The organism is Luteibacter sp. 621 (assembly GCF_050435445.1).
Lineage (GTDB): Bacteria > Pseudomonadota > Gammaproteobacteria > Xanthomonadales > Rhodanobacteraceae > Luteibacter.
Genome location: NZ_JBNDKI010000004.1, coordinates 254,094 through 275,258, shown reverse-complemented (window position 1 = coordinate 275,258; position 21,165 = coordinate 254,094). Strand labels below are relative to the sequence as shown.

General features: G+C 65.6%; 19 protein-coding genes. 10 read left to right on the top strand and 9 right to left on the bottom strand.

The window, feature by feature from the left end; genetic code table 11:
- The first annotated feature begins 87 nt into the window (after positions 1–87).
- The 4 genes from hflX to ABIE56_RS07480 all read left to right on the top strand — a co-directional run bounded on the left by hflX (position 88) and on the right by ABIE56_RS07480 (position 4,904).
- The gene (gene hflX, locus ABIE56_RS07495) at positions 88–1,398 is read left to right on the top strand and encodes a ribosome rescue GTPase HflX (protein WP_429243181.1); all 1,311 of its coding nucleotides are present in this window, start codon (positions 88–90) and stop codon (positions 1,396–1,398) included.
- Positions 1,399–1,552: 154 nt separating this feature from the next.
- Positions 1,553–2,680, top strand: coding sequence for a protease modulator HflK (gene hflK, locus ABIE56_RS07490; protein ID WP_429243180.1), 1,128 nt, complete (start codon positions 1,553–1,555; stop codon positions 2,678–2,680).
- Between the two features lie 2 nt (positions 2,681–2,682).
- Positions 2,683–3,546: a protease modulator HflC gene (gene hflC, locus ABIE56_RS07485; RefSeq protein WP_429243193.1), complete on the top strand. Its 864-nt coding sequence runs from the start codon at positions 2,683–2,685 to the stop codon at positions 3,544–3,546.
- Between the two features lie 53 nt (positions 3,547–3,599).
- Entirely contained in the window at positions 3,600–4,904 is a 1,305-nt protein-coding gene (locus ABIE56_RS07480) for an adenylosuccinate synthase (protein ID WP_429243179.1), read from the top strand.
- On the opposite strand, the gene ABIE56_RS07475 is transcribed toward ABIE56_RS07480, so the two are convergent.
- Positions 4,901–5,983, bottom strand: a complete 1,083-nt coding sequence (locus ABIE56_RS07475) for a sterol desaturase family protein (protein ID WP_429243178.1) — start codon at positions 5,981–5,983, stop codon at positions 4,901–4,903. The genes ABIE56_RS07480 and ABIE56_RS07475 overlap by 4 nt on opposite strands.
- A gap of 97 nt (positions 5,984–6,080) precedes the next feature.
- Here ABIE56_RS07475 and ABIE56_RS07470 point away from each other — a divergent pair, with 97 nt between their 5' ends.
- From ABIE56_RS07470 to ABIE56_RS07445, 6 genes are all read left to right on the top strand, one after another.
- Positions 6,081–6,707 carry a GNAT family N-acetyltransferase gene (locus tag ABIE56_RS07470; RefSeq protein WP_429243177.1) on the top strand — a complete coding sequence of 209 codons (627 nt, stop codon included), beginning with the start codon at positions 6,081–6,083 and terminating at the stop codon, positions 6,705–6,707.
- Positions 6,704–7,984: a bifunctional tetrahydrofolate synthase/dihydrofolate synthase gene (gene folC, locus ABIE56_RS07465; RefSeq protein WP_429243176.1), complete on the top strand. Its 1,281-nt coding sequence runs from the start codon at positions 6,704–6,706 to the stop codon at positions 7,982–7,984. Before ABIE56_RS07470 ends, folC begins: the two co-directional genes overlap by 4 nt.
- An 88-nt stretch (positions 7,985–8,072) precedes the next feature.
- Positions 8,073–9,137, top strand: a complete 1,065-nt coding sequence (locus tag ABIE56_RS07460; RefSeq protein ID WP_429243175.1) for an SPOR domain-containing protein — start codon at positions 8,073–8,075, stop codon at positions 9,135–9,137.
- 42 nt (positions 9,138–9,179) lie between these two features.
- Positions 9,180–9,815 (top strand): CvpA family protein, encoded by a 636-nt coding sequence (locus ABIE56_RS07455; RefSeq protein ID WP_247428129.1) that lies wholly within the window; start codon positions 9,180–9,182, stop codon positions 9,813–9,815.
- 11 nt (positions 9,816–9,826) lie between these two features.
- Positions 9,827–11,305, top strand: coding sequence for an amidophosphoribosyltransferase (purF, locus tag ABIE56_RS07450; protein ID WP_429243174.1), 1,479 nt, complete (start codon positions 9,827–9,829; stop codon positions 11,303–11,305).
- Between the two features lie 41 nt (positions 11,306–11,346).
- On the top strand, positions 11,347–12,144 hold the full coding sequence (locus tag ABIE56_RS07445) for a ferritin-like domain-containing protein (protein WP_429243173.1): 798 nt from the start codon (positions 11,347–11,349) through the stop codon (positions 12,142–12,144).
- Positions 12,145–12,170: 26 nt separating this feature from the next.
- Here ABIE56_RS07445 and ABIE56_RS07440 read toward each other — a convergent pair whose 3' ends face one another.
- The 8 genes from ABIE56_RS07440 to phoB form a co-directional block, all read right to left on the bottom strand.
- Positions 12,171–12,899 (bottom strand): UDP-2,3-diacylglucosamine diphosphatase, encoded by a 729-nt coding sequence (locus ABIE56_RS07440; RefSeq protein WP_429243172.1) that lies wholly within the window; start codon positions 12,897–12,899, stop codon positions 12,171–12,173.
- Positions 12,896–13,621, bottom strand: coding sequence for a peptidylprolyl isomerase (locus tag ABIE56_RS07435; RefSeq protein ID WP_429243171.1), 726 nt, complete (start codon positions 13,619–13,621; stop codon positions 12,896–12,898). Before ABIE56_RS07435 ends, ABIE56_RS07440 begins: the two co-directional genes overlap by 4 nt.
- Positions 13,622–13,685: 64 nt before the next feature.
- Complete coding sequence (locus tag ABIE56_RS07430) at positions 13,686–15,206, bottom strand: exopolyphosphatase (RefSeq protein ID WP_429243170.1); 1,521 nt, start codon at positions 15,204–15,206, stop codon at positions 13,686–13,688.
- Between the two features lie 43 nt (positions 15,207–15,249).
- Positions 15,250–15,759, bottom strand: coding sequence for a hypothetical protein (locus ABIE56_RS07425; protein WP_429243169.1), 510 nt, complete (start codon positions 15,757–15,759; stop codon positions 15,250–15,252).
- A complete protein-coding gene (locus ABIE56_RS07420) occupies positions 15,756–16,901 on the bottom strand; it encodes an MGDG synthase family glycosyltransferase (protein ID WP_429243168.1) in 1,146 nt (381 codons plus the stop codon). The genes ABIE56_RS07425 and ABIE56_RS07420 overlap by 4 nt, the downstream gene beginning before the upstream one ends.
- Positions 16,898–18,994, bottom strand: a complete 2,097-nt coding sequence (gene ppk1, locus ABIE56_RS07415; RefSeq protein ID WP_429243167.1) for a polyphosphate kinase 1 — start codon at positions 18,992–18,994, stop codon at positions 16,898–16,900. The genes ABIE56_RS07420 and ppk1 overlap by 4 nt, the downstream gene beginning before the upstream one ends.
- Positions 18,995–19,073: 79 nt before the next feature.
- The gene (gene phoR / locus ABIE56_RS07410; RefSeq protein WP_429243192.1) at positions 19,074–20,180 is read right to left on the bottom strand and encodes a phosphate regulon sensor histidine kinase PhoR; all 1,107 of its coding nucleotides are present in this window, start codon (positions 20,178–20,180) and stop codon (positions 19,074–19,076) included.
- Positions 20,181–20,408: 228 nt separating this feature from the next.
- On the bottom strand, positions 20,409–21,098 hold the full coding sequence (gene phoB, locus ABIE56_RS07405) for a phosphate regulon transcriptional regulator PhoB (protein ID WP_045827901.1): 690 nt from the start codon (positions 21,096–21,098) through the stop codon (positions 20,409–20,411).
- Positions 21,099–21,165: the final 67 nt, after the last annotated feature.

Below are 21,165 nucleotides of genomic sequence, written 5' to 3'. Positions count from 1 at the left end.
GGCTGAACCCATATTGGTAAGGACGAGTACGGGCAGGCCAGGCTGGCCTGCCCGTCTCCTTCTCTATCCATGAGGTCAATCCCCTAAGTGTTCGATAGGCAAAAGAAAGGCGATCGCGCGATCCTGGTGCTCCCGCATTCCCGGGGCGAAGGCGATGCGGCGCGCCGCGGCGAAGAATTCGCCGAGCTGGTCTCCTCGGCGGGTGCCGAGATCCTTACCAGCATCCCGGCCCGCGTAAGCGAGCCCAATCCGCGTTATTACATCGGTACGGGCAAGGCCGATGAGGTCGCCGAGGCCGTGCGTGCCCTGGAGGCCGACCTCGTGCTGGTCGACCATGTGCTCACGCCCGTGCAGGAGCGCAACCTCGAAAAGCACCTGAAGACCCGCGTCGTCGACCGGGCAGGGCTCATCCTCGATATTTTCGCCCAGCGTGCCCGCTCCCATGAGGGCAAGCTGGAAGTGGAACTGGCCCAGCTAAAGCACCTGGCCACCCGCCTGGTACGTGGCTGGACCCACCTTGATGCCCAGCGCGGCGGTGCCATCGGCAACCGCGGCCCGGGCGAAACCCAGCTGGAAACCGACCGCCGGCTGCTTGCCGAGCGGGTGAAGATGCTCACCAAGCGCCTTGAAAAGGTGCAGGTCCAGCGCGATCAGCAGCGCCGGGCGCGGCTGCGCAACACCGTGCCGCGCGTGGCCCTGGTGGGCTACACCAACGCGGGCAAATCCACGTTGTTCAACGCCCTCACTACCGGGGGTGTCTACGCGGCCGACCAGTTGTTCGCCACGCTCGATCCCACCGTACGCAAGATCGATGGCCTGAGTTGTGGCCCGGCGGTCGTCGCCGATACCGTCGGCTTCATCCGAGAGCTGCCGCACGATCTGGTGGCGGCGTTCCGCGCCACCCTGGCCGAGGCGCGCGATGCCGATCTCCTGATTCATGTCAGCGACGCGGCCGACGAGGAGCGCGAGCTGCTGCGCCGGGTCGTGAATTCGGTCCTGGAAGAGATTGGGGCGGGCGACGTACCCCAGCTCTCGGTCATGAATAAGATAGATCTCATTGAGGAAGCCCAGCCTCGTGTTGATCGTGGCGACGATGGCAAGCCCCGGACCGTGTGGCTTTCGGCCCATTCCGGGGCCGGCCTCGAGGGCCTGCGTGATGCCCTCGGCGAACTGTTGGGTGGCGACAGGGTGCGCGCGGAGCTGCGCCTGCCGCTCACCGCAGGGCGCCTGCATGCCCGCCTGAAGGCCGCCGGGGCGATCGCGGGCGAGGCCATCGACGAGCACGGCTGGCAGCTGGATATCGATGCCCCGCGCTCCGTCCTGGCCCCGCTGGCAGGCGATGACGCCCATGGATCGCCCCTGCGCGACCTGATCGATCCGCCCCACGCCGAGCACTGACCGGTAGTCCTCTGGTAGAATTCGCGGTGTTTGCGTGCCCGTTCGGCGCGGCAACGGGGTGTTTTCGTGCTCCTTGCCTTCCCCTGCCGATCCGGGCCCGCCCCGATGGCTTTCCAGCCGCCCACCCTCCGGTCCCCGAAGGAGACTGTCGACCATGCCCTGGAACGAACCCGGCAACGGCCAGAAGGACCCCTGGAACCGCAACCGGCAGGGTCAGCGCAAGTTCGACCTGGACGGCCTGCTGAAGCAGTTCACCTCACGCTTCGGCCGTTTCGGTGCCGGCAGTGGCGGCGTACTGGCCATCCTGCTCGTCTTTGTCGTTGCGTGGCTGCTTGTGTCGAGCTTTACGGTGATCGATGCGCGCCAGGTCGGCGTCGTCCTGCGCTTCGGCCAGTTCGCCCGCGTGCTGCCCCCGGGTATGCACCTGAAGGCCCCGAATCCGATTGAAACGGTGACCAAGGTCGAAACCACCCAGGTCCGCACCGTGTCCGACACCGTCTCGATGCTCACCCGCGACGAAAACATCATCGCCATCGACTTCAACGTTCAGTACCAGGTCTCCGACGCACGCAAGTTTCTGTTCTCCAATGCGGATAATGCGGAAAACATGCTGAAGAACGCCGCCGAGGCCGCGGTCCGTTCGGTGGTGGGCGCCAACGCCATGGATAACATCCTGACCACGCCCGGTGCCGAAGCGGCGCCGGCGCAGGCGCCAGGCGTGGACGCCACGCCCGAGGCGAAGGAAACCCTGCAGCAGCAGACCCTCTCCATCCTGCAGTCCACCCTTGATATGTACGACTCGGGCATCGCCGTCACCGGCGTGAGCTTCCAGAGCGTGTCGCCCCCGCAGCAGGTCAAGGACGCTTTCGATGACGTGAACGCGGCCCGTGAAGACCGCCAGCGTGCCGAGAACGAGGCCCTGGCCTACCAGAGCAAGGTGCTCCCGGAGGCGCGCGGCGAAGCCGCCCGCATCGCGGGCTCCGCCGAGGCCGACAAGGTCGAGCGGATCGCCGTCGCCACCGGCGATGCCGACCGCTTCAACCTGCTGCTGAAGGAATACCGCGCCGCGCCCGACGTCACCCGCCGCCGGCTGTGGCTTGAAACCGTCGAGGACGTGATGAGCCACAACCCGAAGGTCGTGGATGGCACGAACGGCAAGAACCTGATCCAGCTGCCCGTTGAAGCGGGCAACACCAGCGTGCGCAATGTGCCTGGCGTCGGTACCGTGGTGCAGTCCGCCACGACCGATGCGGCACCGGCGCAGCAGGGAGGCAACCCGTGAAGATGATTTCCGGCCTCGTCGTCGTCGCCCTCGTGTTGCTGGGCTTCAACAGTGTTTTTGTCGTAAAGGAAGGGCAGAACGCGTTGCTGCTGCAGTTCGGCCGCATCGTTCGCTCGGATTACCAGCCGGGCCTGCATTTCAAGGTGCCGCTGGCACAGCAGGCAGTGCTGTTCGATAACCGTATCCTTGGCCTCGATGCACCGCCCGAGCGCTACTTCACCAAGGAAAAGAAGACGGTCGCCGTCGATTTCTACGTGAAGTGGCGGATCGCCGATAATGCCGCGTACTACCGCGCCACGGCGGGCGACCCGACCGCCGCGATCGGCCGCCTTACCCCGGTGGTGAAGGATGCCTTGCGTGACGAATTCAACTCACGCCCGCTCGAAGAGCTGATCAGCGGCGGCCGCAAGGACATCACGGGCCATGTGCGCGAGCGTACCGATGCCGTGGCCCGGAAAACCCTGGGCGTAAGCATCGTGGATGTGCGCATCAAGCGCATCGATCTGCCCGAAGAGGTGAGTGGTTCGGTGTACAAGCGCATGCGCACCGAGCGTACGCGTCTTGCCAATGAACTGCGTTCGACGGGGCAGGAGAACGCGCAGAAGATCCACGCCGATGCCGATCGCCAGCGCGCGGTGATCCTTGCCGATGCGAACCGCGATGCGACCTCCGTGCGCGGCGATGGCGACGCGAAGGCAGCGGCCATCTATGCATCCGCCTACGGGCAGGATCCCGAGTTCTTTGCGTTCTATCGCAGCATGGCCGCTTACCGGAAGGCCTTCGCCGACGGTAAATCCACGCTCGTGCTCAAGCCCGATTCCGAATTCCTGCGCTACCTCAACGACGGCCCTGGCCGCCAGCGCTAAAACCGCATCCACATCGCCCTTGCGGGCACATGCAACCTAAGAGAACCACCACCATGGGTAAGTCAGTAGTTATTCTCGGCGCGCAATGGGGCGACGAAGGCAAGGGCAAGATCGTCGATCTGCTCACCGAGCGCGTCGGTGCCGTCGCCCGTTTCCAGGGCGGTCATAATGCCGGCCACACGCTGGTGATCAAGGGCAAGAAGACGGTTCTTCACCTGATCCCGTCGGGCATCCTGCGCGATGACGCGCTGTGCCTCATCGGCAACGGCGTGGTGCTCTCGCCGGCTGCCCTGATGAGCGAAATCGCCGAGCTGGAAGCGCAGAACGTTGATGTGCGCGCCCGCCTGAAGATCTCGCCGGCTACCCCGCTGATCATGCCGTACCACATCGCCGTCGATAAGGCGCGCGAAGTCGCTTCCGGCGCCAAGGCCATCGGCACCACCGGCCGCGGCATTGGCCCGGCCTACGAAGACAAGGTCGCCCGCCGCTCCATCCGTGTGGCCGACCTGATGTACCCGCACGAGCTGCCGGAGAAGGTGAAGGCTGCGGTCGATTACCACAACTTCGTGCTCACCCAGTGGCTGAAGGCCGAGCCTGTCGATTACCAGACCGTGCTGGACGAAGCGCTCACCTGGGGCGAGTACCTGCGCCCGATGGTCGATGACGTGGCTACCATCCTGCACGACGTGCGCAAGGAAGGCGGCAACATCCTGTTCGAAGGCGCACAGGGCGCGCTGCTCGATATCGATCACGGTACTTACCCGTATGTCACCTCGTCGAATACCACCGTGGGCGGCGCACTGGCCGGCACGGGCGTGGGCGCGCGTGATATCGACTACGTATTGGGTATCTGCAAGGCCTATGCAACGCGGGTTGGCGGCGGTCCGTTCCCGACCGAGCTGAACGATGAGATGGGCGAACTGCTGCGCAAGAAGGGCAACGAGTTCGGTGCCAGCACCGGCCGCCCGCGCCGCTGCGGCTGGATCGACCTGGTCGCGCTCAAGCGTGCCGTGCAGATCAACGGCATTGATGGCCTGGCCATCACCAAGCTCGATGTGCTCGATGGCCTGGAAAGCATCAAGGTCTGCATCGCGTACGAATACCGCGGCAAGCGCCGTGAACTGGCCCCGCTCGATGCGGATGGTTGGGATGAGTGCAAGCCGGTGTACCTGGAGTTCCCGGGCTGGGAAGAATCCACCGCGGGCATCCGTGACTGGAACAAGCTGCCCCCGGCCGCTCGCGCTTACCTGCGTGCGGTGGAAGAACTCTCCGGGTGCAAGCTGGCGCTCGTGGCCACCGGCGCCGATCGTGACGACACCATCATCCTCGACGATCCGTTCGGTGGCGCCGACTGCTAATCGACGGCGTCGTGCGAAAAGAAAGGCCGGCCGTGAGGCTGGCCTTTTTCGTTATGTAACGCATGTAAGTCAATATCTTTCACGGATACCGGCCGGTAATCCTCGCTAAAGGCCACTTCGCCGAGCTTCCAACCGGCCCTGCTGGTGAACGCGCCCCAGAATCGGCGGAACGCGGCCCAATGCAGGCCGGCCAGGCTTTTGTCGTTGTCCGCGTCCACCATGGGGTCGCCGACGCCGGTCGGTCGGATGGGCTCGCCGTGCAGTGCCGTGCCAAAGAGGGTGTCCCATATCGAGAAGACCTGGCCGAAGTTGCAGTTGTGCAATGTCGGGCGATCGGGGTCCACCAGCATGTGGTGCAGCCGATGGAAGGTGGGTGAGACAAGAAGCCGATCAAACACTGGCCCGAAGCGTACGCGCACGTTCGCGTGTGAAAAGTTCTGGACCAGCTCTCCCAGCAGCACCAACCACGCAAAATCGGTGGGTGCCACGCCGATCACCACGCCAACGCCGGCCAACACCATGGATTGCAGGAACCCATCGACGAGGCTGCCACGATCATTGGTCCAGCAGCTCATCTGCCGGGTGCTGTGGTGCATGCTGTGCAATGCCCACCACCAGGGAAGGGCATGCTGCAGCCGGTGCATCCAGTAATACACAAGGTCGTAAATGATGTAGTAGACGACGAACAGCGCGAGTGGATGGTCCTTCAGCATCGGGATCCAGTGAACGATGCCTAGTAGCGACTCATCGCCCGGGCTCGCATCCGCGCCGCCAAAGTAATTGCTGATCGGGGTGAGCACCAGATAACTGAACATCGGAAAGATGCCCAGCAGCATCATCAGGGTGTACTGCCAGTCGACCCGGGTTAGCCTGCGATGTTCCCAGCGCTCGGCCGGAATCATGGATTCAAGCGGCCGGAAGAGCAGGGCGATGATGCCCACCTGGAGCATTGAGATTAGGATCGCCTCGGCGATCTCGCGCGGGTCGCCCGCCAGGTCTTTCAGGTGCAACCAGGCGAGGAACGGTGTGATGGCGTGGACACTTGTCCAGTCAACCAGGTGGGACCATGGCGCGAACATGGGAAACCTCGTGCGTTTCTTCCGCCGAGCGCCCATGCAGGTGCGCACGGGCGGATGTCCCATTAAGCTTTGCGGCTCTTTCGTTGGGCTTTCCGCCATGCGCCCCATTTCCGGTCTCACGATGACCTCGTACGTAGGGCAGCAGATCCTGCCCGTGGCCGATGAGCTGGCCGGGCTGCGGATCGCCGTGTTCCGCGATTGGCCCTACCTGTACGACGGTGACCGCGACTATGAGCGCGATTACCTCGCCGCTTACGCCGCGTCACCTGGCAGCATCTGCGTGGTGGCTCGGACGGAGGCGGGGGAGGCCGTCGGGGCATCCACCGGCATCCCGCTGGCTGACGATGGCACCGCCTTCCATGCACCGTTCCTGGCGCGCGGCCTGGCACTGGATCGCATCTTCTACTTTGGTGAATCGGTGCTTTTGTCGCCGTGGCGCGGTCGGGGTGCAGGCCACGCGTTCTTTGATGCGCGCGAGGCACACGCGGCGTCCCTGGGCCGGTTTCGCTTTGCCGCGTTCTGCTCCGTGCGGCGCGATGCTGGCGATCCACGCATGCCTGCGGGCTACCGCCCCAACGATGCCTTCTGGCGTGGCCGGGGATACGCGCCTGTGGATGGCATGGCGTGCACGCTGTCATGGAAGGAGCGTGGCCATGCGGAAGCATCACCCCATACCCTCGATTTCTGGATGCGCGAACTCGAACGCGCAGAGGCACGCACATGACCCGCACCCTGGAGCAATGGCTGGCGTACCAGGAGACGACCAACGTCCATGAGATCGAGCTGGGCCTCGATCGGGTGCGTTCGGTATGGCAGGCGATGGGCGCACCTCGGCCTGCGCCCATCGTCATCACCGTCGGCGGCACCAACGGCAAAGGCTCCACGGTGGCGCTGCTGGAGGGCATGCTGCGCGCTGCGGGTTACCGAACGGGTTGCTACACATCCCCGCACCTCGTGCGCTACAACGAACGTGTGCGCATCGATGGTGTGGATGCCAGCGATGCGGCGCTCGTCGCCGCGTTTGAACGCATTGAAGCCGCACGCGGCACTATCGCCCAGACGTATTTCGAGTTCGGTACCCTCGCGGCCATCGATGTGATGGCCCGCGCCGGTATGGATGTCGCCATTCTCGAAGTCGGGCTGGGTGGCAGGCTGGATGCGGTGAACATCATTGATGCCGATCTCGTCGTCATTACGACCATCGACCTTGATCACCAGGCATGGCTTGGCAATGATCGCGACAGTATTGGCCGGGAGAAGGCGGGTATTGCCCGTGCCGGGCGGCCCGCCGTCGTGGGTGAGCTCGATCCGCCGGAAGGTTTGCTCGATGCGCTCCGCGGCGCAGGTGCCCTCATTGAGCGGGCAGGTTCTTCGTTCTGGTGGGAGACCCCCGCAGCGGGCACGGGTGACTCCCGCTGGCGGTGGTTTCATACGGATGGCACCACCCTTGAGCTGCCGCTTCCGGCCCTTGCCGCACCTGTTCAGTTCGCCAACGCCTCGGCCGCCATCGCTAGCCTGCACGCACTGCGCGGGCCACTGGCGGTGCCTGCCGTCGCGGTGGCGTCGGCGCTCACCGGCGTGCGCGTCGAGGGCCGCCTGCAGCAGATAGCGGAACACCCGCGTACGCTCGTGGATGTGGGCCACAACCCGCAGGCCGCCCGCGCGTTGGCCGCCTGGCTTGATGCGCAACCGGCTACCGGCCGCGTCTACGCCGTTTACGGCGCCCTCGCCGACAAGGATGTGGCTGGCGTGATCACCGCGCTGGGCGACCGCATCGATCACTGGTTCCTGGCCGGCCTGGATGCCGACACGCCGCGGGGCCTGGCCGCGGCGGCCTTGGAAGGCGTATTTGCCGAAACGTTGCCGGATGCCGTACGCGGGGCGTTTCCCAATGTCGGCACCGCGTGGCAGGCCGCCAGGACGGCGGCGCGGGATAGCGACACCGTGCTGTTGTTCGGCTCGTTCTTCGTGGCGAGTGCGGCGTTGACGACGCGGGCGTGAACGCCGAGACGGGGAAGGGCACCGGGCCCCACCCATTGCCGGTTATAATCGCCGCGATCCGCATTGCGCTGGCCGAATGGAGCCTTCCTTGAAAACACGCCTGCTGGGTGCCGCCGTCCTTATCGCCTTGCTTGTCTTGATCGTGCCCATGCTGTTCTCCAGCACGCCGCCCAAGAGCGACACCGACCAGACGGTCAGCCTCGAGATCCCGCCGGCGCCGGACCGCGAACTGCAGTCGCGTACGCTGGATGTCTCCCCGAACGGCACGGCTTCACCGGCTGCTGCCTCCCCGCAGGCGCCGCAGCAGGCCGCCGCAGCGCCTGGCCAGCCGCCGTCGCCCCCGCAGGCCGCACCGGCCGCGCCGCCGGCGGCTGTGACCCCGGGTAGCGGCAGCCGCCTGGCCTCGGTGGACATCGCCTCGCGCAAGCCGGTTGATGCGCTGCCGGAAGATTTTGCCAAGCCCGCACCGGCGCCGACACCGGCCAAGCCCGCAAAGCCGGCCCCAGCCAGTGCGCTCGCCACGCCTGCACCCGCGGAAGCCCCGGCAGCCGTTCCGGCCGGCACGGCCGCCCGCGGCAGCTACAGCATTAACCTCAGCGCCTATGCAGACCGCAGCAAGGCCGATGCCGTGGTCCAGAAGGTCCGTGCGCTTGGCTACCCGGTGAGCACCGCGAACACGAACCAGGCAGGCAAGGCGCTTACCCGTGTCACGGCGGGCCCGTTCGAGACCCGCGCCGCTGCCGAGGCCGCGCGCCTCAAGATCACCGCAGCCGTGCCGGGTGCGCCGGCGTCGCTTTCGTCGAAACCCGAGACACAGACCGCTGATGTCCCGGCGCCGCCCAAGCCGGCTGTCGCGGCTCCCGTGGCGGCTCAGCAGGCCCAGGCCGCCGCTGTTCCGGCCGCTGCGCCGCGCGCCGGCGGGTTTGCCGTGCAGGTCGCCGCCGTTAGCAGCGAGGCCGAAGCCACCCGCCTGCGTGACAAGCTTCGCGGTGCGGGCATCGCCGGTTATGTCGATAGCATCGCTTCCAGCAGCGGCGCGAAGCTCTGGCGTGTGCGGGCCGGCCCGCAGACCCAGCGCGATGACGCGGTGCGGCTGAAAGAACAGATCAAGGCCAAGGTCGGCCTCGATGGCGTCGTGGTGTCGGCCCCGTAACGGGCCGCGCCGCGCGCACATCGCCACATGGGGAGTAGCAGTGTGAATTGGGCCGATTACGTCATCCTGGCGGTGCTGTTCATCTCGGTCTTGATCGGCCTGGCGCGCGGCCTCATTTCAGAGGTGTTGTCGCTGGTGATCTGGGTGGCCGCGTTCTGGGTCGCCTGGGCTATTGGGCCGCAGCTGGCCCATTACATGGAAGGCTCGGTGTCGAATGCCACGGCCCGTGTGGGCATTGGCTACGCGCTGGCGTTTGTCGTCGTCCTGGTGGTGGGCGGCATCATCCGGTTTCTCGTGTCGCGCCTGGTGGCGAGCACGGGGCTGGGCGGTACCGATCGCCTTTTCGGCATGTTGTTTGGCCTGGCCCGCGGCGTGCTCATTGTCAGCCTGGTGGTGTTCATCCTCGGCTTCACGCCGTTGCCGAACGACCCCTGGTGGCGTGAATCGACCATGCTCCAGCAGTTCCGGGCCCCCGCCGCATGGATCGGCGAGCAGATCCCGGCGAACGTGCGCGATTACATGCACCCGCCGGAAGCGTTGAAGAACATGAAAATGCCGGACGTCCAGCTCCCCAGCAAGGACGATCTCATGAAACTGCGCGACCTGCCTATCCCCGGGCAAAAGCGCGACAATAGCCAGGCTCACCCCGCTGCCGCTTCCACGGCGGCCTCTTCGTAGAAGGCAACACCATGTGCGGAATCATCGGCATCGTCGGTACCACGGAAGTGGCATCGGCCCTGTATGACGGCCTGACCGTCCTGCAACATCGCGGTCAGGATGCCGCCGGTATCGCCACCGTGGATGGCGCACGCCTGCGCCTTCACAAGGGCAACGGCCTGGTGCGCGATGTTTTCAACTCGGCGGGTGTCGGCAAGCTGCGCGGCCGTATCGGCATCGGCCACTGCCGCTACCCCACGGCGGGCTCCGAGGGCACGGAAGAGGCCCAGCCTTTCTACGTGAACTCGCCTTACGGCATCGCGTTCGCGCATAACGGCAACCTGGTCAACACCGAGCAGCTCCGCAAGGAAATGTTCGAGGACGACCGCCGCCATATCGATACCGATTCCGACTCGGAAGTGCTGCTCAACGTGCTGGCGCACGAACTGCAGCTGGAAGATCGCGGCGACCTCACGCCCGAGCACGTCTTCGAATCTGTGGCCCGTGTGCATGCGCGTGCCCGTGGCGGCTACGCCTGCATCGCCCTCGTGCTGGGTTATGGGCTTATCGCATTCCGCGACCCGAACGGCATTCGCCCGCTGGTGCTGGGTGAGCGCGAAACGGCCGAGGGGCGCGAATATGCCGTGGCCTCCGAATCCGTGGCCCTCGATGTGCTGGGCTTCAAGCGCCTGCGTGACATCGAGCCGGGCGAAGCCGTGATCATCACCGAGGGCGGCCAGCTATTCACCAAGCGCTGCGCCGAGGGCGCGGTGCATGCGCCGTGCATTTTTGAATACGTGTACCTCGCGCGCCCCGATTCGATGATCGAGGATGTGTCGGTATACAAGGCGCGCCTGCGCATGGGCGAAAAGCTCGCCGAAAAGATCCTGCGCGAGCGTGGCCCCGATCACGGCATTGATGCGGTCATCCCCATTCCGGACACGTCGCGTACCGCCGCCAGCTCGCTGGCCCAGGCGTTGGGCGTTCCCATGCGCGAAGGCCTGGTCAAGAACCGCTACATCGGCCGTACGTTCATCATGCCGGGGCAGGGCGAGCGCGTGAAATCCGTGCGCCGCAAGCTCAACGCCATCGACCTGGAATTCCGCAAGAAGAACGTGCTGCTCGTGGATGACTCGATCGTCCGCGGCACCACCTCCAAGCAGATCATCCAGATGGCCCGCGACGCAGGCGCGAAGAACGTCTACTTCGCCTCGGCGGCGCCGCCGGTGCGTTACCCGAACGTGTACGGCATCGATATGCCGGCCGCCTCCGAGCTGGTTGCCGCGGGTCGCACGGTCGAGGAAGTCGAGAAGATCCTCGGCGCCGACTGGCTCATTTACCAGGATCTGGAAGACCTGGTCTGGGCGGTGCAGGATGGCAACGAAGACCTGCAACGCTTCGATACCTCGTGCTTCTCTGGCGAGTACGTCACGGGCGTCGATTCGGCCTTCCTCGAACAGCAGGAAGCCCTGCGTTCGGATAGCGCCAAGAACGAACGCCGCACGGCCTGAGGTCAGGCGCGGCACGCACCACGCGTGCCGCGCAGCCCGACATGCAGGACCTCCACGCCGCCGCCCGCCGCTGCCTCGATGCGGCGGATCCCGTCGAGAAAGTGCGCCTCACGTTTGAGACGTTCGCTCGCCTGAGCGTCGGTGAGTTGGGTCCGGATCCGCAATCGCCAGCGGCGCAGCCCATACCGCTGCCCGGTCGGCCCGAACGGCCGACGCTCGTATCGCCTCGCCAGCTTTCGCAGCGGGGCCTCGGTACCCTGGAAGGGCGTATCGCGCTGGTCCACGCCATCGCGCATATCGAGTTCAACGCCATCGATCTTGCGTGGGATGCGGTGTATCGCTTCCGCGGCAAGCCCGAGGCGTACTACCTCGATTGGGCGTCGTGCGCCAACGACGAGGCGCGCCACTTCATGATGTTGCAGGGGCGCCTGAGGGAGCTTGGCCACGCCTACGGCGATTTCGATGCGCACAACGGCCTGTGGGAAATGGCCGAGAAGACCGCGCATAGCGATACGGCGCGCATGGCGCTGGTGCCGCGCGTCCTCGAAGCCCGGGGCCTGGATGTCACGCCGGGCATGATGGAGCGCCTGCGCCACCAGAAAGACGAGCGCACTGTTGCCATCCTCGAAGTCATTCTTCGCGAAGAAGTGGCGCATGTTGCTGCGGGAACCCGCTGGTTCCATTGGTGCTGCGCGCGCGATGGCATCGATCCCGAGGCAACGTTTGCCACGTTGCTCAATGACTATATGAACGGGTCGCTTCGCGGGCCGTTCAATCTTGAGGCGCGGCGTGAGGCCGGGTTCTCCGAAAGCGAGCTGGCGTGGCTCATTACCCTGTGAGGTGATCCGCGCAACGCGCGGCCAGCTTACGGCAGCTTTAGCCCGCGTAGTTCCACGCTACCTGGCTCAATACGCAACACCGAACCATGGTCATACCAATCGCCCAGCACGATGCGCTGGGCCGGCTCGGCGCCGAGCTGGAAATCGTGCACGGCAGGCCGGTGCGTGTGCCCGTGCACCAGCCGGGTGACCCGTGCGTTCCGCATGGCATCTTCGACGGCGCCCTGGTTCACATCCATGATCGTTTCATCGATGCGGCCGGTGCGGGATTTGCTGTCACTGCGCGCCTGCGCCGCGAACGCGCGCCGCGCCGCCAACGGCATGGAAAGGATCTGCTGCTTCCAGGCATCGGTGCGCACTTGCTTGCGAACCGCCTGGTATTCCACGTCATCGGTGCACAGCACATCGCCGTGCATCAGCAGGGTAGGTACACCCTCGATGTCGTGCACGGTGCCATCGTCGAGCAGGGTCATGCCCGCGCGCGATGCGAAGGCCTCGCCCAGCAGGAAATCGCGGTTGCCCACCATGAAGTAGACAGGCACGCCGGCATCGCGCAAGCCCCGGGTGGCCGCGGCGATGCGCGCCGGAAGCTCGGCATCGTCGTCATCGCCAATCCAGGCTTCCACCAGGTCGCCGAGGATGTAGAACGCGTTGGCGCTGCGCGCCTCCCCGGAGGCGAGGTAGTGCTCGAAGAGGTCGGTGATGTGCGGGCGGGCGTCGTCCAGGTGCAGGTCGGCAATGAACAGGGTGGTCATGGCGACGTCTTGGCGGCCGGCTTCTTCTCGGCCTTCTTCGCGGGGGGTGCGGCCGCTGGCGCAGGCGCGGCCGGCTTCGCGGCCGATGACGTGGCAGCGGGCACCGCCTTCTCCTCACCCACGACCTGGGCGGAATTGATGATCACCAGCGGGTTCGGTACATCGCCTACGAAGGGACCCTGAGCCTTCGTAGGTACCTTGGCGATCTTGTCGACCGTATCCATGCCCTGGACCACCTTGCCGAACACGGCAAAGCCCCAGGTCAGCCCACTCTGGTTGCTCACGTAATCCAGGCGCCGGTTATCGACCAGGTTCACGAAGAACTGTGACGTTCCCGAATTCGCATCCGCGCCACGTGCCACCGAGACGGTGCCGCGCAGGTTGGACAGGCCGTTATCGGCCTCGCTGGCAATGGGCGCGCGGGTACGCCGCTGGGTGAGGTCGCGGCTGTAGAGGCCACCCTGGATCATGTAGCCATCGACCACCCGGTGAAACACCGTGCCGTCGTAGAACCCATCACGCACGTACTGGAGGAAGTTGGCGACGCTCTTGGGCGCTTTTTCCGGGAACAGTTCCAGGGTGAAATCGCCCTGGCTCGTGTGCACCACGACCCGCGGGTGATCCACGGGGCCGGGCGCGGGCGCCGCCGGCTTGGCCTGTTGCTGGGCCAGGGCGGCAGCGGGCAGGGCGAGGAGGAGGCTGGCGAGAGCGGCTTTCAGCATGGGCAACCGGTTCGTGCAAAGTGACAACCCGGCCATGATACCCCCATGGCGGGCGCGGGCAGGGTTATTCCGTAACGATCTCGAGCTCGAGGCCCAGTTCCGCCAGCGGCTCGCGCTCCTGCTCCAGGTCCGCCTCGGTAAGGGGGTGCTGGTCGAGCCAGTCCGCAGGCAGGGTGAGGCGCAGGCGCTGGCGGGTGGCGTTTACGCGGATGCGCGGCAGCGACTCGGCGCGCCGTGCGCGGCGGAACAACACCGCCAGGCGCAGGATGGCGGTGATATGGCGCGCCAGCGCGCGGTAGCGGACGGGCAGCGCACTCATCACAGACTTTTCAGGCTTGCGACGGTGCGACTCGACAATGGCCGCGAGCAGTTGCTGCTCCTGGCGTGAAAAGCCCGCCATGTCGGCGTGGCGAAGGATATAGGCGCCGTGGCGCTGGTGCTGGCTGTGCGCGATGGCCAGGCCGAGCTCGTGGACGCGTGTTGCCCACGACAGCCATTCGCGGCCGTCATCGTCGAGCTTCCATACCTTCGCGAGCTGGTCGAACAGCGATAGGGCCGTGGTTTCAACGCGGCGAGCCTGGGCGCGATCGACGCCGTAGCGCGCGGCCAGCGAATCGATGCTGGCCATGCGGGGATCCGTGCCGGCCGAGCGCCCGATCAGGTCCCACAGCACGCCTTCGCGCATGGAGCTTTCCGACACGCCCAGGCGCTCGATCCCAAGCGCCTCGAAGGCGGCTTCGAAGATCGCCACGCCACCGGCGAAGACCTCGGCACGGTCTTCGGCAAGCCCCGGTAACTTCAGAGGGGCGCCCGTGGCGCCTTGCTCAATGAGCGCTTCGCGAACCGCGGCGAGGGCATCGGGTGTAATGCCATTGTCCGATAGCTTCATGGCGCGCACCACGGAGCCGATGGCCTTCGCGGTGCCCGACGAGCCGTAGGCATCCGCCCAACCGGCTTCGCGGTAATCCTCGGAGAACTGCTGCAAGAGTACCCCGATCTCGCGACGGGCCTTCTGCCAGCGTTTGCGGGTGATTTTGCCGCCTGGAAAAAAACGCAGCGTGGATGCGATACAACCCACCTGCACGCTTTCGGTCAGCAGCGGCGACGTGCCGCGGCCAATGATGAATTCCGTGCTGCCGCCGCCGATATCGATGACCAAGCGGTGATCGCGCGAGGCGGGCAGATCATGGGCCGCACCCAGGAAGATCAAGCGGCCTTCTTCACGACCCGAGACAATTTCGACCGGGTGGCCCAGTGCGGCTTCCGCAGCGGAAAGAAACGCATGGGGGGAAGCCAGGCGGCGCACGGTATTGGTCGCCACGGCACGAATGTGCAATGCCGGGATGCCTGCCAGGCGTTGCCCGAACCGCGCGAGGCTGCCCAGGGCAGCGGCGCGGTGCGCGGCATCCAGTGTGCCGTCGGGGCGCAAACCCACGGCCATGCGCACCGAATCGCGCAGGCGATCGACAACGCGCGGCTCGCCGTGTTCGTAGCGCGCCACCACCATGTGGAAGCTATTAGAGCCGAGGTCAACGGCAGCGATGAATTCGCCGTCGTTGATCTGCGATTTACCTGATGTGGCCAAGGGAGAAGTCCGCAGCGGCGTATCGGTGAATTTTGTCACGCCTTTACCGGTTTGTGGAAATGGCGGCGCGCGATTTCGGCATGGCGGAGAGCGCGAACAGCAGAATGCACAGGAAACCGAACACCCAATAGTCCGTGGGTGCCGGGCCCCACCAGTGGCGGTGCCAGGGCACGTTTTCCGGGGTAAAGCGGCCAAGGCCGAACGCTGGGTTCAGGATGAACCACAGGCCATCTTCGGCCACCCAGAACAACATGACGCAGGCAATGATGCGCACCTGCGCCCGCCAGCTCCAGAAGCCCCGGAAGATCATGGGGAAGTGGAAAAACAGCGCGATGAACGGGAAAACCCAGGCATGGTAGCCCGTCATGGGCCGTCCGCCCCAAAGCAGGTCGAGCAGCCAGTGGTTTTCGATGCGCCACGTAGGCAGGCTGGTGGCCCAGCCGTGCGGGCCCTCGATCTCCACCTCGACATGCGCGAAGCAAAACGCCAGCAGGAACGTAAACGCGGCGGTGACCAGCGCGGAGATGACGCGCCGGCGCGGGGAATGGCTCATCGGTGGCCCAGTTGCGCGAGCACGATATCGATCACATCGCGCGCGGCATGGGGGCGGCCGATCGCGCGAGCACGGGTGGCCATGGCGGCGAGTTGGGCCGGATCATTACGCAACGCATGAATGCGCCATGCGAGGGCAACCCCGTCGATCGCCTTCCACGCCGCACCCTGTTCCAACAGGTAATCGGCGTTGCGTTCTTCCTGCCCGGGGATCGGTGCGTTAACGATCATCGGCAGGCCCATGGCGAGGCACTCCGATGTGGTCAGGCCACCTGGTTTCGTGATGGCGAGGTCACAGCAGGCCATGAGCCGTTCGACATGGCGCGTGTAGCCCTGGGGGAACAGGCGGCCGGCGTGCTTGCCCGCCGCAAGCTTGCGCAGGCGTGCAAGCATGTCTTCGTTGCGCCCGGCCAGCACCACGAGCTGGAAATCGCCGCCTGCCGAGAGCAGGTTATCGGCCAGCTCGTCGAGTGCGCCCACACCCGCGCCGCCGCCCATGACAAGGTAGGCAGGGCGCAGCGGGTCCATGCCGAAATCACGGGCGAGCGCGGCACGTTCGTGCGGTTCGGCGAAGGCAGGCATGACCGGGATGCCGGTCGTATGCACACGTTCCCTCGGCAGGCCTACCGCATGCATGCGGTAGGCAATTTCCGGGCTGGCGGCGAAGTAGCCGCTCATGCCGGGCACCAGCCACATGCGGTGAAGATCGAAATCCGTTACCTGCAGGTACACGGGCGCTGTGACGCGCCCCTTGCGGATCTGGCGGGCCAGCATTTCGGCGGGCAGGAAATGCGTGCACACGATGGCGTCGGGCGCGAATTCCGCGATGGCCGAGCGCAGGCGCCTCGTGTTAAGTCGTTCAATCGTGCGGCGCATGCGCTGAACGACGGCGTCGGGACGGGCATCGTCGGTAATGCGGTAAAGCATGCCCCACAGGCGCGGATAGCGAGTGATGAGCCCCAGGTAAAAATCCGCGTAGATGCGGCGGAAACTCGATGGGACGAAATCCATGACATCGAGGTGGCGCGCTTCTACCTTTCCGCCCCGGGCGGCAAGGGCCGCGACCGTGGCATCAAGCGCATCGGCGGCACGCACATGGCCTGCGCCCGCGGACACCGACAGGAGCAGGATGCGCCGCGTCACCCGCAGTACTTTGCCAGCAGCGCCTGTTGCGCCGAGTGCGGCAGCTCGCCCGCTTCCGGGTGGCGCCGCGTGTAGCGGCCATCCGCACCGAGCATCCACGCCTGGGTGTTATCACGCAGGTAGTTGTCCAGCGTCTCGTCGTACACGCGCTTGAACAGCTCGGGTTCCAGGATGGGCACACCCACCTCGATACGACGCATGAGGTTGCGCTCCATCCAGTCGGCGCTGGCACAGTACAATTCCGGTTCGCCATCGTTGCCGAACCAGTACACGCGGCTGTGCTCGAGGAACCGGCCGATGATGGAGCGCACCCGGATGTTGTCCGATACGCCCTTGATGCCGGGACGCAAGGTGCACGCACCGCGGATGATCAGGTCGATCTGCACCCCTGCCTGCGAGGCGCGGTATAGCGCCTCGACGACGTGCGCTTCGTTCAGGGCATTGAGCTTGGCGACGATACGGCCTGCGCGGCCGTTCTTCGCGTGCTCGATTTCGCGCTCGATCTTCCCCATCACGCTGCTGTACAGGGTGAACGGGGAGTGCAGCAAGCGCTTGAGCTGGATCATGGGGCCCAGGCCGGACAGCTGCTGGAACACCTTGTGGATGTCCTCGCCGATTTCCGCGTTGGCCGTCATCAGGCCAATATCGGTGTAGCCCCGGCTATTGCCCTGGTGGTAGTTACCCGTGGACAGGTGCACGTAGCGGCGCAGGCCGCTGCCTTCGCGGCGCACGATGAGCAGCATCTTCGCGTGGGTCTTGTAGCCGACCACGCCGTACACCACCTGCACGCCGGCTTCCTGCAGGCGGTTGGCCAGGCCAATGTTGGCTTCTTCATCGAACCGTGCACGCAGTTCGATCACCACGGTGACATCCTTGCCGTTGCGTGCGGCGTCGACCAGCAGGTCCACGAGCGGCGAATCCTTGCCGGCGCGGTAAAGCGTCTGCTTGATAGCGAGTACACCCGGATCCTGGGAGGCGCGGCGCAGCAGCTCCACCACCGAAGCAAACGACTCGTAGGGGTGGTGCATGAGCACATCGCGCTCGCCCAGCACGTCGAACTCGTTCACGCCCTTGGCGAACGCAGGCGTAAGACGGGGCGTGAAATGCGGGAACTTCAGCTCGGGCCGGTCGAGCTGGTCGTAGATCACGCCGGCGCGAATGATGTTGACCGGGCCATCGCAGCGGTAAATGTCGGCATCTTCCAGCTGGAAGTTCGCCATGAGCATGTCGGTGATGGCGCGCGGGCAATCCGCCCCCACCTCGAGGCGCACCGGGCGGGCATAACCGCGGCCGGCCAGCTCTTCGCTCAGCGCGCGGGCGAGGTTCTCGACCTCTGCTTCTTCCACCACCAGCTCGCTGTTGCGCGTTACGCGGAACTGATAAGCCGCGCACACCTGGAAGCCGGGGAAGATTTCATCGGCGAAGCTTTGCAGCACCTCGGCCAGGAAGACGAAATCGCCATCGCTGCCGGATACTTCGGTGGGGATGCGGATGATGCGCGGGAGCGAACGAGGCGCGCGCACCAAAGCCATATGGCCTTCCCGGCCGAATGCATCACGGCCCTTCAGCACCACAGCCAGGTTCAGGGTCTTGTTGAGGATGCGCGGGAACGGGTGGGCCGGATCAAGGCCCAGCGGTGACAGCACCGGCATGATCTCGTTCTGGAAATAGCCCTGCAGCCAGCGCCGTTGCTTGTCAGACCAGCTGTCGCGGGTAAGGAAGCGGATATTGGCGTCGTTGAGTGCGGGACCCAGCTCATCGCGCCAGATGCGGTACAGCTCGCCAACCAGCTCCAGCGTGCGCTCGCGGATACGGCCCAGGATCTCTCCCGATGACATGCCATCTGCGCCAGGGGTGGCGGCCCCAAGAGCATGCTTGTGCTTGAGCACCGCCACGCGCACCTCGAAGAACTCATCGAGGTTATTGCTGACGATGGTCAGGTAGCGCAGCCGTTCGAGGACGGGGACGTCGGGATCACTGGCCTGGGCCAGCACGCGGAAATTGAACTCCAGCGCCGCCAGCTCACGGTTGATGTACAGCTCGGCGGCCCCGAGGTCGACCTTCGCGTTCATGCGTTCCGCGGTTCGTTTCATAGCCGCCGATGGTGAACCATGGGCGGCCGTCACGGAAAGGGGCATCGCAGCAACCTGCGGGCGCCGGGCAGCCATGCGTTCAGGCCGGCGCGCCTGCCACGTCGTGGATGCGCGAGCCATCCAGCAGGCGGTCGCTGCCGAAGACACAGGCAAACGTAGAGCCCTTGCCCGGCTCGCTCTCGATCGACAGGCGCGCCTGGTGCAGGTTCAGCACGTGCTTCACGATCGACAGGCCCAGGCCGGTACCGCCCGAATCACGCGAGCGGCTCGACGAGACGCGGTAGAAACGTTCCGTGAGGCGCGCAATGTGCGCGGCGGGGATGCCAAAGCCCGAATCCTGCACGGAGAAGCGTGCGCCATCCTCCGTCGCGGCCCAGCGGATGGCGATCTTGCCGCCCGTGGGGGTGTAGCGAACGGCGTTGCCGACCAGGTTGCCGAAAGCGCTGTGCAGGTCTTTGGTCGACCCGAGCAGGTCGTAGCCCGTGGCGACATCGAGCGAAATGGTATGCCGGCCCTGGCTCAGCGCCTCGGCCTCCTTGCGCAGCGAAGCAAGCAGCGGGGCCATCTGCACATGTTCTTCGGCCAGATGATCCTGCGTTTCAAGGCGCGAGAGGGTCAGCAGGTCTTCGACGATCTGGCCCATGCGCTTGGATTGCGCGCGCATCTCATCCAGTACGGGCGCGAGCTCGGGCACATCTTCCGGATCCAGCAGTTCGAGGTAGCCGTGGATCACGGTGAGCGGCGTACGCAGCTCATGGGAGACATTGGCCACGAAATCGCGGCGGATCTGCTCCAGCCGGGTGAGGTGGCTGGTATCGCGGGCCAGCAGCACGCGCTGGCGGCTGCCGAAAGGCAGCAGGGTCGCGGTGATATGCCGGTTCGGATGCCCCGGGGCGGTGACATCGGTCAGCGGCTCGCGGGCCCCCTCGTCCAGCCACTCGGCGAGGTCGCTGTTTTTCAGGATATCGGTGATAAAGCGGCCGCGGTCCCGCGGACCCTTCAAGCCAAGCAGCTCCTCCGCCGCATGGTTAAACCAGCGGACGTGCTGTGCGTGGTCCAACAGGACGACGCCATCGGGGAGGGAGCCGGCCGCACTGCGCAGGTCACGGAGGCGGGAGGCGATTCGACGGGTGCGGGTCATGAGACGGTCATGCTCAGGGTGGTGCGTTGCGGGCGATTGCAACATTGGCCCCGGCTTATGACGGAACAGCGACAGCAGCACGACGATTTGGCCCAGCGCGACAACGGTCACGCCGGCCAGCGCCGCACCCAGGAACGCGCCGACCACGCCGCCCACGATAAGCAGGGCAGCGCAGGTGGCAGGCAGTCGCCAGGAAGTCAGGAAGCTGGGTGGCATAACGAGGTAACCGGCGGTCTGGTGGAACGCACCATAGCGCGGCTACCACGCCTAAGCCTAGGTATTGGCAGAGAAGCGATAGCCAGCGCCGCGGACGGTCTGGACCATATCGTCCAGCTTCCAGGGTTCAAGCGTCTTGCGCAGGCGGCGGATATGCACATCCACGGTGCGCTCTTCCACGTACACGCTGCCGCCCCACACGTGATCCAGCAACTGGGCGCGCGAGTAGACGCGCTCAGGGTGGGTCATGAAGAAGAACAGCAGGCGGTATTCGGTCGGGCCGATGGGTACGGCGTCGTCGCCGGCAAACACGCGGTGTGCCGGGCCGTCGATGCGCAGGCCGCCAAGCTCTACCACGCCTGAGCCATCATCGCCCTGGCTGCGGCGGAGCACCGCCTTGATCCGGGCGATGAGCTCGCGGGTGGAGAACGGCTTGATCACGTAATCGTCCACGCCGGCCTCCAGGCCGTTTACCCGGTCCATCTCCTCGCCGCGGGCGGTGAGCATGATGATGGGGATTTCGCGGGACAGTTCCTCGCGGCGCAGCCTGCGGGCCAGTTCCAGTCCGCTGGTGCCCGGGAGCATCCAGTCGAGCAGGATCAGGTCCGGAACACGCTCGGAGATGGCCATCTGTGCGGCGCGGGCGTCGGCGGCGTGAGCCGCGTCCATGCCCGCCTTGCGGAGCGCGAAGGCGACCATGTCGCGAATCGATGCTTCGTCTTCCACGATAAGAATGCGTTTATGCACGCTGGGAACCGCTTGGTGGCTGTGACCGTCATATTGCAGCCGTGTCGTGTTACAGGGCAATGACAAT